The sequence below is a fragment of the Microcoleus sp. OTE_8_concoct_300 genome, assembly GCF_031383065.1.
Taxonomy (GTDB): domain Bacteria; phylum Cyanobacteriota; class Cyanobacteriia; order Cyanobacteriales; family Microcoleaceae; genus Microcoleus.
Genome location: NZ_JANMZH010000741.1, coordinates 26,913 through 40,913 on the forward strand (window position 1 = coordinate 26,913; position 14,001 = coordinate 40,913).

General features: G+C 50.4%; 2 protein-coding genes. Both read left to right on the plus strand.

Features of this window, described 5'->3' with window-relative positions:
• Window positions 1–147 precede the first annotated feature (147 nt).
• On the plus strand, window positions 148–9,111 hold the full coding sequence (locus ACUVJL_RS33150) for an amino acid adenylation domain-containing protein (protein WP_445249715.1): 8,964 nt from the start codon (window positions 148–150) through the stop codon (window positions 9,109–9,111).
• 204 nt (window positions 9,112–9,315) lie between these two features.
• Window positions 9,316–14,001, plus strand: a complete 4,686-nt coding sequence (locus ACUVJL_RS33155) for an amino acid adenylation domain-containing protein (protein WP_445249716.1) — start codon at window positions 9,316–9,318, stop codon at window positions 13,999–14,001.

Below are 14,001 nucleotides of genomic sequence, written 5' to 3' on the forward strand. Positions count from 1 at the left end.
GCGCTCATACCCGGATTGAAGACTCAAACGCGCTGATCGGAGACTCGTGATGTCCGAAAGCTGTTCACACTTGGAAAGTCCATGTCAAAAGAATTTGGCGGAACTGGTTGGCGTACTGCAAACAAGACTTATAGGTAAAAAGAATCGATGAGTGACGCAAGCATTAAGGGAAACCAACTCACCGAAAGTTGTACCAATTTAGTAGAACTCCTACAACACAGAGCCCTACACCAACCAGAGCAGAAATATACATTTCTGTTAGACGGAAAAACTGAAACCGCCAGTTTGACTTATCGAGAGTTAGATGCGATCGCCCGATCGCACGCCGTGCAACTTCAGACATTGGGAGTCACTGGCGAAAGAGCCTTACTGCTTTTCCCGCCAGGATTGGACTATCTCGGCGCCTTTTTTGGATGCTTGTACGCCAAAGTGATCGCCGTTCCCCTCTATCCGCCGAAGCTGAAACGGAATTTAGCGAAAATTAGCGCGATCGCCAAAGACGCAGGAGCAACAGTTGCGATCACTCCCGCCCGACACTTGGAAAATTTAGAGCAGCTATGCGAGCAAGCACCGGAACTCAAAGCGATGCGTTGGCTGAGTGCAGATGTGCTTTCCGATGACGGCGAAAAGTGGCAGCAGCCAGCCATCGATCCCGACTCCGTGGCTTATCTTCAGTACACTTCGGGCTCAACCTCCACCCCCAAAGGCGTAATGGTGAGCCACGCAAACGTTTTGTACAACATCGAATACATTGATCGAGGCTTTAACCACGATGCCGAAAGCGTTGCCGTAACGTGGCTCCCCCACTTTCACGACATGGGGTTAATTGACGGATTGCTCAAACCTTTGTATCTGGGAATTCCCTGTTACTTCATGCCGCCAGCGGCTTTTATTCAGAACCCGATGTGCTGGTTGGAAGCGATTTCGCGCTACAAAGCTACCCACAGCGGCGGGCCAAATTTTGCTTACGACTTGTGTGCTAGCAAAATCAGCAAAATCTTGCTAGCACAATTTGAGGATGATTATTGTGGGGTAGGCGTCGGGCCTGCTGTGAAAATACACCGGACGGGCGGGACGCCCATCCCACAAAACAATCAAAATCATCCCGCTATTATCCAACGCGAAATTTTGGGCGATCGCCAAAAAATGCTCGACTTGAGTAGTTGGCGCGTGGCCTATAACGGCGCAGAACCGATCCACAAAGAAACCCTAGAGCGATTTACCAAAGCTTTTGAGCCCTGGGGTTTTCAGGCGGATGCCTTTTGTCCTGCTTACGGAATGGCAGAAACTACGCTAAAAATTGCCACGGTTCGCAGCGGGACAACACCGACTTTCTTACCTGTTGACGCTGGGGCGCTGGAAAATAATCACATTGTAGAAGTTGTCGAAGGCGACGGGGGCGCGAGAACTTTAGTCGGCTGCGGTTTCCCTGAATTTGGCACTAAAGTTGCGATCGTCAATCCTGAATCTCTGAGGCAATGCCAGCTGCAGGAAGTCGGAGAAATTTGGGTAGCTGGCGAAACTGTGGCGCGAGGCTATTGGAATCGCCCAGAAGAGACAGAAAAAACTTTCCAAGCATATCTTTCAGATACCAGCGAAGGACCATTTTTGCGAACAGGAGATTTAGGCTTTTTACGCGATCGAGAACTGTTTATTACAGGGCGACTCAAAGATTTGATTATCATCCGAGGTCGCAATCTTTATCCCCAAGATATAGAAAGAACAGCAGAGCGCAGCCATCCCAGTTTGCGGCAGGGGGCGATCGCGGCATTCTCGGTGGAAGTCGCAGGCGAAGAACAGCTCGTTATCGTGCCAGAATTAGAATCTCGCAAAGCGCCGGATAATGCCGAGGAAATTATCAGCGCCATCCGCTCTAGCATTGCTCAAGAATATGAAGTGCAAGTTTATGGAGTAGTGCTGATTAAGCCGGGAAGCATTCCGAAAACGACCAGCGGTAAAATTCAACGTCGCGCCGCCTGTGCTGACTTTCTAGCTGACAATTTGGAAGTTGTTGCGAGTAGCGTTTTAGAGTTAGCTGATTTTGTTGAAATAGAGAATCGCCTCACCCGAGAAATTCTGCTGGCAGCAGAGTTAGAAGAACGGCAGCCGCTGCTTGAGGCTTACCTTTGGCAGCAGGTAAACCGCCGGGAAATGAATTCCCCGGCTAATAGCCAAAGTCGGCTAAAACTGATATCTTGCACCATTGTCAAGAACGGGCAAGATGCCCGTTCCACAAAGAATGAGTTTTCTTGTGGAACAGGCATCTTGCCTGTTCCTAAACAAGTAATTGAGAATGGTGCAAGATGTGAGCTAAAGGCGACGGAAGAGGAATCTTCAATCCACTTTAGTGCCAGCGGAAAAACACAAAATATTATCGATCGACCGCTCAGTAGCTTTGGACTAGATTCTTTAAGAATTTTTGAGTTAAAAAATCAAATTGAGAGTGACTTGGGCGTTACTGTATCGGTTGCCGATTTGTTTGAGGATAGGAGCATTGCTCGACTGGCAGAGCAAATTCTAGAGCAACTAACAGGAAATACCAAAGCAGTCGTCATTGAACCGGTTTCTCGATCGCCTCATCTTCCCCTGTCTTTTGCCCAAGAGCGCTTGTGGTTCTTCGACCAATTGGAACCGGGAAACCCCTTCTACAACCTCTGCGGTGCGGTTCGGCTGACGGGGCAACTTAATGCAGAAGCACTCAGGCAAAGTATTGAGAAAATTATCGATCGGCACGAGGTTTTAAGAACTGCGTTTGCCGCTGTGGAAGGGCAACCGATACAGGTTGTCGCTGCTGCGGGCGATTGGACGCTGCCGCTGATTGATTTGAGCGATCGCTCCCCAGACGATCGCCAGGCCGAGGTGCAAAGGCTGTCTGCGTCCTCCGCGCGAGAGCCCTTTGACTTGGGGCAAAGCTCTCTGCTGCGCGCCAAACTGCTGCGTCTCGACGCAACAGAGCACGTATTAGTTCTAACCGTGCATCATATCGTTTTTGATGGTTGGTCCCTGGGCGTATTTCTCCGGGAGTTGGCAGAATTGTATCAAGCTTTTTCTAGCAATAGACCTCTTGCAAAAATAATTAGGACGGGCAAGATGCCCATCCCACAAGAAAAAATAACTCTTGTGGGACGGGCCCCAGAGCCCGTCCCATCAATTGAGGAAAAGGATTTTTGCAAGAGGTCTAATGATTTACCCTTGCTTTCCCCGCTGCCGATTCAATACGCCGACTTTGCCGCATGGCAGCGCCAGCAGTTGCAAGGAGAAATATTAGAGACGCAACTGGATTACTGGAAGCAGCAGTTAAGCGGCAGCTTGCCGGTTCTAAATTTACCAACAGACTTTCCTCGCCCCGCCGTTCAAACGTTCCAGGGTGCGAGACAAACTTGGGAGTTGCCGAAAGATTTGAGCTTGGCGCTGGGCCAATTGGGGCAGCAAGAAAAAGCCACTCTATTTATGACGTTGCTGGCAGCCTTCAAGACGCTGCTTTATCGCTACACGGGGCAGACAGATATTTTAGTGGGCTCTCCCATCGCTAACCGCAATCTCCGCGAAATAGAACCATTAATTGGATTTTTTGTCAATACTTTAGTGCTGCGGTCTGACTTAAATGGAAATCCGACTTTTCGAGAGTTGCTAAGGAGCGTGCGAGAGGTGGCATTAGGCGCTTACGCGCATCAAGATGTACCGATTGAGAAGCTTGTCGAGGAGTTGCAGCCAGAGCGAGATTTGAGCTACTCGCCGCTGTTTCAGGTGGCGTTTGCCTTGCAAAACGGCTTGACGCAGACTCTAGAATTGCCAGGGCTGACTTTAAATTTTAATGAAATTGACACCGAAACCGCTAACTTTGACTTGACGCTATTTCTGGAAGAAACCGATCGGGGGTTGACGGCGACGTGGGAGTACAGCACGAACCTGTTTCAACCCAGCACGATCGCGCGGATGCACGGGCATTTTCAGATTTTGCTGGCAGGAATTATCGCCAATGCCGATCGGCGCCTGGATGAGTTGCCATTGCTGAGCGATCGCGATCGGCATCAACTGTTGGTGGAGTGGAATAAGACGCAAGTCGATTATCCAAAAGATTCCACCATTCACCAATTGTTTGAAGCGCAGGCAGAGCAGACGCCGGATGCCATTGCAGTCGTATTTGAAGACCAAAAACTCACCTACGGCGAACTGAATAAACGAGCGAATCAAGTCGCGCACTACCTGCAAAAACTCGGTGTAAAACCAGAAGTTTTGGTGGGAATTTGTACGGAGCGATCGCTCGACGCGATTGTGGGTTTGCTGGGCATTCTCAAAGCGGGCGGCGCTTATGTACCGATCGATCCGACTTATCCCAAAGAGCGCTTGAGCTTCATGTTAGAAGAAACTCAAGTGTCCGTGCTGCTGACTCAAGCACATTTAGCCGAGTCTCTTCCCGCACATCAGGCGCATCTTATTTGCTTAGATTCAGATTGGGAAATTATCGCGCAGCACGGTGAAGAAAACCCAGCGCCGTTAGTGACTTCTAGCAATCTGGCTTATGTAATGTACACCTCCGGATCGACTGGAAAGCCCAAAGGTGCAAGCGTCACGCAGCGCGCAGTCGTGCGGTTAGTCAAAGGAAGTAATTATGCCAATTTGAGCGCGGAAGAAGTCTTCCTGCAACTCGCTCCCATTTCCTTTGATGCTGCAACTTTTGAGATTTGGGGCAGCCTTTTGAACGGGGCGCGATTAGTTGTCATGCCTGCCCATACTCCCTCTTTGCAAGAATTGGGACAGGCAATTCGGCAAAACCAAATAACAACGCTGTGGCTGACTGCTGGATTATTTCACCTGATGGTAGACGAACAGCTAGACGATTTAAAGCAGGTGCAACAACTGCTAGCAGGGGGCGATATTTTATCAGTTTCCCACGTCTTGAAACTGTTGAGAGAAGCCAAAGGGTGCAGGCTTATTAATGGCTATGGCCCCACGGAAAATACAACATTCACCTGCTGCTATTCGATAACCGATGCCAGTCAAATTGTCAACTCGGTTGCCATCGGGCGCCCTATTAGTAACACGCAAGTTTATATTCTGGATTCGCAATTGCAGCCAGTGCCCATTGGCATACCTGGAGAATTGTATATTGCTGGCGACGGGTTAGCGCGGGGGTATTTTAACCGACCTGAATTAACTGCACGAGCCTTTATTTCTAATCCATTTAGCGACGATCCAGATGCGCGGATTTACAAAACGGGCGATCGCGCTTGCTATTTAGCGGACGGCAATATTGAATTTCTCGGTCGCTCGGACAATCAAATCAAGGTGCGGGGCTTCCGCATCGAACTCGGCGAGATTGAGGCGGCATTAAGCCAGCATCCAGACGTGCGAGAAGCTGTGGTTGTGGTTCGAGAAGATGAACCAGGCAATAAATGTTTAGTGGCTTATGCAGTGCTCAGCCAAGAGGGCGCGATCGCCACAAGTGAATTGCGTTCTTTCCTGAAGGAGAAGCTGCCGGAATATATGCTGCCTTCGGCTTTTGTGCTGCTAGAGGCGCTGCCGCTGACGCCGAATGGAAAAGTAGACCGCAAAGCGCTGAGAGCGCCCGATACAGAAAACTTCCCATTAAACGCAGCTTTTGCACCGCGCACTCCGGAAGAACAGTTACTCGCTGAAATTTGGAGTAATATACTCGGCGTCAAACAAATAGGAATTGGCGATAATTTCTTCGAGTTGGGAGGGCATTCCCTGCTGGCAACGCAACTGATTGCTAAAGTGCGAGAAACGTTTCAGGTAGAGTTGCCGCTACGCAGTTTGTTTGAGTCTCCGACGGTGGAAAGTTTGGCAGAAGCGATCGCCATCGCTAAAGCGCAGCAGGCGATCGAATCTCGCCCCATTGCCCAACTGCCTGCAATCGTCCCCGATCCTCAAAATCGCTGCGAACCGTTTCCCCTCAACGAAATGCAGCAGGCTTACTGGATCGGGAGAAATAGCTTTTTTGAAATGGGGAATGTCGCGATTCACGGCTATGTAGAAATTGAAGGCGACGATATAGATTTAGAGCGGTTTAGCCTCGCGTGGCAGCGAGTGGTGGAACGCCACGATATGCTGCGCGCGATCGTCCATCCAGACGGGCAACAGCAAATTTTAGAAACAGTGCCAGCTTATGCAATTCCAGTATTAGATTTGCGGGGACAAAGCCCAGAGGCGGTGAATTCCCAACTCGAAGAAATTCGCGAATCCCTGTCTCACCAAGTGTTGCCGCTCGATCGCTGGCCACTTTTTGAGATTCGCGCTTCGCTTCGAGGCGATCGCCGCATCCGCTTGCACGTCAGCATTGACGCCTTGTGCATTGACGGTTGGAGCTATCAAATTCTCTTCCGAGATTTGGTGACGTTTTACCGCAATCCCAACGCGATGATGGCGCCTTTGCAACTGTCATTCCGCGACTACGTTTTAGCTGCGATCGCGCTCCAAGATTCCTCATTTTTCCAGCAATCTTTAGAGTATTGGAAAAATCGCCTCGCCACGATGCCGCCAGCGCCCGAACTCCCGTTAGCCAAGCATCCGAGTTCCCTGACACAGCCTCGCTTCAAGCGCTGGAGCGCTCAGTTAGAGCCGGAAACCTGGAAAAAACTTAAAGCCAGAGCCGCCCGCGCGGCGCTTTCTCCCACAGGCGTTTTGCTGGCTGCTTATGCCGAAGTTCTGGGCCTGTGGAGCAAAAGCCCTCGGTTTACCCTCAACGTGCCGCGCTTCAATCGCCTTGTACTACACCCGCAAGTCAACGACATTATCGGCGAGTTTGCCTCGTTTACTTTGCTGGAGGTAGACAACTCGCGCCGAGAAAGTTTTGAAGTTCGGGCGAAACGCCTGACTCAGCAGCTTTGGCACGATTTAGAGCACCAGTACGTCAGCGGGGTGCGCCTTCTGCGAGAATTGGCGCAACTGCAGGGAAGAACATCGGCGGCACCGATGCCAGTGGTATTCACGACTAATCCGCAGAATAACCCCGGACAAAGCGATTCTTCCATACTGGGGGCGATCGCAGAAATCGGAGAGGTTGTTTACGTCGTCGGTCAAACTCCCCAAGTTTGGATAGACAATCAGTACAGCGAAGCTGGCGACACTCTATTCTTAAACTGGGATGCGGTGGAAGAACTCTTCCCCCAAGGGCTAATCGACGATATGTTTGACGCCTACTGCCGCCTGTTGCAGCGCCTCGCGGGGGAGGAGGAAGCTTGGCAAGAAGAGGCGCCGTTGCAGCAGCAAGCCGTCGCTAACGGCATCGAAGCACCCATTCCCGATGTATTGCTGCACGAGTTGTTTGCTCAGCAAGCAGCCAAGCGATCGCAGCAAGCAGCCGTGCTCACGCGCGATCGCACCCTCACCTACGAGGAACTATATCTGCGATCAAATCAAGTCGCTCACCGATTGCGGAAGCTGGGAGCTCGCCCTAACCAGTTGGTTGCCGTGGTTATGGAAAAAGGGTGGGAGCAAATCGTCGCTGTGCTGGGCATTCTCGCATCCGGGGCAGCTTATTTGCCCGTAGATGCGGCGCTGCCAAAAGAGCGGCTGTGGTATTTGCTGGAAAATGGCGAAGTTGAGATTGTTTTGACGCAATCTCAGTTAAATCAGCGATTGGAATGGCCGGAAAATGTGCGGCGAATTTGTCTCGATACCGACGAATTGGCTGCCGAAAGCAGGGAAGCTTTGGAGTCGGTGCAGGAACCGGAAGATTTAGCTTATGTGATTTATACTTCTGGCTCAACTGGCTTGCCGAAAGGCGTGGCGATCGCGCATCGCGGTGTAGTCAATGCGATCGCTCAGACCAATCAAGTGTTTAATGTGGCAGAGTGCGATCGCGCGATCTCCGTCACCGCACTGCACCACGATATGTCGGTTTACGATATCTTCGGCATCCTAGCAGCCGGGGGAGCGATCGTCATTCCCGATGCCGCACAACGGCTAGACCCCGCTCACTGGGCTCAATTGATGGTAAAAGAGCGCGTCACCATTTGGAACTCGGTTCCCCCGATGATGGAAATGCTGCTCGATTACGCTGCCGGACGTTCTGAGGTGTTGCCAGAGTGCTTGCGCTGGGCGTTTCTCGGCGGAGACTGGATACCGATAACGCTCCCTGAGAGGTTAAGGGCGATCGTCACAGAATGTCGCGTTGTCAGTGTCGGCGGGCCAACCGAAACTACCCTTTGGAATATTTGGTATCCGGTAGAAACTGTTGATCCTTCTTGGAAGAGCATTCCCTATGGCAAGCCGATCGCTAACACCCGCTATTACATTTTGAATGAAAGGCTAGAAGACTGTCCCGTCTGGGTTGCCGGCGAGATGTGCTGTGCCGGAGTTGGACTGACAAAAGGATACTGGCGGAATGAAGAAAAAACTCGCGCCAGCTTCCTCACCCACCCCGTCACGGGCGATCGCTTGTACCGAACGGGAGATTTAGGGCGCTTCCTCCCTGACGGCAATATCGAATTTTTAGGACGAGAAGATTTCCGCCTAAAAATTCGAGGATTCCGCATCGAAGCCGGAGAAATTGAAGCTGCTTTGAACGAACACCCAGCAGTCAAGGCATCCATTGTCACCGCATTCGGAGAAAAGCACAGTCAAAAACGCTTAGTAGCATATATCGTTCCACAACAAAAGGCTGTCCTTGCGGTCGAAGAATTGCGCCAATTTCTGAGTGAAAAACTGCCAGATTATATGGTGCCGTCTGCATTTATAGTTCTGGACGCGCTGCCGCTTTCGGCGAACGGCAAAGTTAACCGCAAGGCTCTGCCCGAACCGGATGCCGCGATTCAACCAGAAAAGATTTTTGTGGCACCGCGCACCCCTATTGAGGAAATGTTAGCGAGAATTTGCTGTGGGGTTCTCGGCATCGAACAGTTAAGCATTGCCGATAACTTTTTTGAACTAGGAGGAAATTCGCTCCTGGCAATTCAATTAGCAGCAAAGGTACGAGAATCTTGTCAGATAGAATTGCCTTTGTGCGATATTTTTGCAGGACGATCGCTCGCCGTACTTGCAGAAAATATTTCTGAAGCCAAAAACAAAAATGCGGCCGTTGAAGAACCCGCGATCGCGCCTGTTTCGCGATCGGCGTACCGCAGGTCACTGTCATCTTTGCGCTAACCACAAATCAGTGATGAGTCATGGGATTGCAGCCAATAATATCATATCCGTTCGATTGACCGTTATTCCTGTAGGGGCGGGTTCGCCAATATCTTTACTAAAAACGATAAATCTCGTAAACCCGCCCCGCCCAAGATATTACCTCATAAGCAATCCCTAAATATCGGCTGCAATCCCAATTACCAATTACCAGTTACTAATCCAATGACGGTGCATTTTTCCGAAAAACCTCCAACAGATACTCGCGACTCGGCGAATGCTTCCGAAGAAGAAGTATTTGCATTTCCCACCTCTTTTGCCCAGCAAAGACTGTGGTTTATTGACCAATTTGAACCGGGAAACCCTTTTTACAACCTTCCGGCGGCTGTGTTACTAAAAGGCAGGCTAAATGTAGTAGTGCTAGAGCTAAGTTTCAAGGAAATTGTGCGCCGTCACGAAGCTTTGCGGACGACATTTGCCACTGTAGACGGTCAACCCGTGCAGGTGGTTGGTCAGAAATTTAATTTCGGGCTGCAAGTTTTAGACCTGCAACAATTGGCGGAAACTGAGCGAGAAGAAAAAGTAAAACAACTGGCTGCAGAAGAAGCTAGCAAACCTTTTGACCTCACCCAAGGGCCGCTGTTGCGAGCTAGTTTGCTACAGTTAGATGCTGAGGAATATGTCTTGCTGCTGACGCTGCATCACATTATTTTTGATGGCTGGTCAATCGGAGTCTTTCTGCAAGAATTAGCAGCACTTTACGAAGCGTTTTCGATTGGCAAACCATCCCCACTTCCCGAACTTTCCATACAGTACGCCGATTTTGCTATTTGGCAGCGGGAATGGCTTACGGGCGATCGCTTGCAAACTCAACTTAACTACTGGAAAAAGCAGCTCAGTGGCGCTCCCCCCTTGCTGGAATTGCCAGCCGATCGCCCCCGCCCCCCGATGCAAACCTATCGGGGCGCGAAAGAATCATTCCTCATCCCCAGAACGCTAAGGTCAGCCCTCAAAAAGCTCAGCCGTCAGGAAAATGTCACCCTGTTTATGACGCTACTAGCAGCCTTTAAAACGTTGCTCTATCGCTATACAGGACAGGCAGATATCCCCGTTGGCTCTCCCATTGCCAACCGCAACCGAGCTGAAATTCAAGGGCTAATCGGGTTTTTTGTCAATACTTTGGTATTGCGAACTGATTTGTCAGGTGAGCCCACTTTTCGGCAGTTGCTCGCTCGCATTCGGGAGGTGAATTTAGAAGCTTACGCTCACCAGGATTTGCCGTTTGAGAAACTGGTTGAAGAGTTGCAACCCGAGCGAAATTTGAGCTACAATCCACTGTTCCAAGTTGCTTTTATTTTGCAAACTGCACCTGTTGCGGCAGAATCAATAGCCGGACTCAATCTCACTATTTTAGATGTTGAGAATCAGACAGCCAAAGTTGATTTAACGCTGCATTTAGAAGAAAAGCAGGAAGAGATTAGCGGTCAGTTTGAATACAGCACAGATTTATTTGATGCAGCCACAATTAATCGGATGGCGGAGCATTTTATCGCCTTACTGGAAGGGATAACAGCCAACCCAGATCGGCGGATTGAAGAGCTACCGTTGCTGGGGGAAAAAGAGCGGCATCAGTTATTAGTAGAGTGGAATGACACCCGCGCCGATTATCCGAGCGATCGCTGTATCCACGAAGTATTTGAAGCGCAGGTTGAGGAAACGCCCGATGCTGTAGCCGTGACGTTTAAAGACCAAAAACTTACCTACCGCGAGCTGAATGAACTAGCCAACCAACTCGCGCATTACCTGCAACACCTTGGCGTTAAACCAGAAGTTTTGGTGGGAATTTGTGTCGAGCGATCGCTTGATACGATCGTCGGTATTCTCGGAATTTTAAAAGCCGGGGGCGCTTACGTTCCGCTCGATCCAGCCTACCCGCACGATCGGTTGGCATTCATGCTAGAAAATTCCCAAGTGTCGGTGCTGCTGACTGTTGAGCGACTTCTCGACAGGTTTGCCCAACACAAAGCGCCTACCATCTGCCTGGATAAAGACTGGGAAACGACGATCCTTGGGAGCCGCTTCGCTAACACCCACCAGAGTAAGAAAAATCCCGCCAGTGGGGCAGCATCCGACAATCTCGCCTACGTTACATACACATCCGGCTCTACCGGCATCCCTAAAGGAGTTTGCATCAACCATCAAGGCGTAGTGCGGTTAGTTAAAGGCGCTAATTACGCCAGCTTCAGTTCCTCAGAAGTGTTTTTGCAATTAGCACCGATTTGCTTCGACGCTTCCACCTTTGAAATTTGGGGTTGCCTGCTCAACGGTGGAAAACTGGTAATCATGCCGCCGGACACCCCATCGTTGCAAGAATTGGCAGACGCCATCGAGGAGTACAAAATCACCACCTTATGGCTGAGCGCCGGCTGGTTCCACCTGATGGTTGACGAGCAACTCCAAGCCTTAAGCTGCGTGCGGCAAGTGATCGCGGGTGGAGACGTGCTTTGTACAACCCACGTTCGCAAGTTTCTAGAGCAAAAAAACGGCAAGCTGATTAACGGTTACGGCCCGACTGAAAACACCACGTTTACTTGTTGCTACCCCATGACTGCTCCCAGCGAAGTTGGGAATAGCGTTGCGATCGGACGCCCGATCGCCAATACCCAAGTTTACCTGCTCGACAGCCACTTGCAGCCCGTTCCTCCTGGCGTTGCCGCGGAACTGTACATCAGCGGTGCCGGTTTAGCCAGGGGATACCTCAACCGTCCCGACTTGACGGCACAGAAATTTATCCCGAATCCTTTTAGCGACGAACCCGGAGCCCGCCTTTACAAAACCGGCGATTTAGCTCGCTACCTAAGTGACGGCAACATAGAGTTTCTCGGCCGTCTTGACAACCAAGTGAAAATTCGCGGTTTCCGTATCGAATTGGGAGAAATTGAAGCAACTTTGGGACAGCATCCAGATGTCGCCCAGGCTGTGGTTGTGGCGCGAGAAGATGTACCGGGTGACAAGCGTTTGGTGGCTTATATCGTTGCTAACTCGGGACTCCGGGGCGTGAGCTTAACGCTGATTAGCGAACTGCGCTGCTTTCTCAAAGAAAAATTGCCACAATACATGATGCCTTCTGCCTTCATGACGCTGGAGGCGCTGCCCCTGACTCCCAACGGCAAAATCGATCGCAAGGCACTACCTGCACCGGATCGCGATCGCCCAGAACTCGAAGAGGCATTCGCCGCGCCAAGCACGGCTATCGAGAAAATCCTGGCAGAAATTTGGGCGCAAGTATTGGGGTTAGAACAAGTGGGAATTGACGACAATTTCTTTGAATTGGGCGGCGATTCTATCCTCAGCATTCAAATCATTTCTAAAGCCTATCAAGCGGGGTTGCGGCTCACTCCAAAACAACTGTTTCAACACCAAACCATTGCACAGTTAGCAGCCGTTGCCGATACAGCTGGGCCCCAACAATCGGAACAGGGATTAATCACTGGCGAAGTTCCTCTGACACCGATTCAGCACTGGTTTTTCGAGCAAAATCTCTCCGATCCACACCACTGGAATCAGGCGGTGCTTTTAGATTTGCAGCAACCTCTAGAACCTGCATTAATTGAGTCAGTTTTGCAAGAATTGCTGAAGCACCACGACGCGCTGCGCCTGCGTTTCGCGCGAGGAGAATCTGGCTGGCAGCAGGAGCTCGTCAATCCCGACGAGGTTGCGACCTTTACCTGCATTGATTTGTCGTCGCTACCTCCAGAGGAGCGAGAAGCCGCTTTCCAAACCGCCGCCACTCAGTTGCAAGCCAGTTTGAATTTGTCAGAGGGACCATTACTTCGCGCTGCCCTATTTGACTTGGGCAAACATCAGCCAAATCGCTTGTTATTGGCCATTCATCACCTAGCGGTTGATGGGGTTTCGTGGCGAATTTTAATTGAGGATTTCCAGACAGCTTATGGCCAGATTAGCCGCGACGAAAAAGTCGCGCTCCCGCCCAAAACCACCTCATTTAAGCAGTGGGCAGAACGCTTGCATGAGTGGGCGCGATCGCCCGAATTGCAGCGAGAGTTCGATTACTGGTTCGCCCTTTCTCACCAACCAACTTCTCCCTTGCCAATAGATTTCCCCACGGCAGCCAATTTAGTTGCATCTGAAAAGACAGTATCCGTTGCTTTGAGTGTTGAAGAAACACAACTGCTCCTGCAAGAAGTACCTGCCGCTTACCGCACTCAAATTAATGATGTATTGCTAACTGCTTTAGGTCAAGCATTTGAACGCTGGACAGGCAATAACTCACTTTTACTTGACTTAGAAGGTCACGGTCGCGAAGATATATTTGAAGGAGTAGATTTGTCGCGCACAATCGGCTGGTTCACAGCAGTTTTTCCCGTCCTGTTAAATTTAGAAAAACCTGCCGATATAGGGGCTGCCCTCAAATCAGTGAAAGAGCAGTTACGCGCCGTGCCCAATCGTGGTATTGGCTGCGGTGTCCTACGATATTTAAACGGAAAAATTGCTAAAAATTTGCACGAATTGCCACAAGCAGAAGTAAGCTTTAATTATCTCGGACAGTTTGACCAAGTGCTGCCACAATCTTCTTTATTGATTCTCTCCTCAGAGCCGAGTGGCCCCATTCGCAGCCCGCGCGGAAATCGGCGTTACCTGCTGGAAATTAACGGATTTATTGCGAGAAGCAAGCTGCAATTAGATTGGACGTACAGCGAAAACATTCACCGACGAGAAAGCATTGAAAATTTGGCAACGGGCTTTATAGAATCGCTGCGATCGCTAATTCAATACTGTCAGTCCCCCGACGCCGGCGGCTACACTCCTTCTGACTTTGCGGAGTTTAAGTGGAGCCAGTGGAGCCAGGACGATTTAGACAACATTACTGCAATTTTAGGAGAGCTGTAA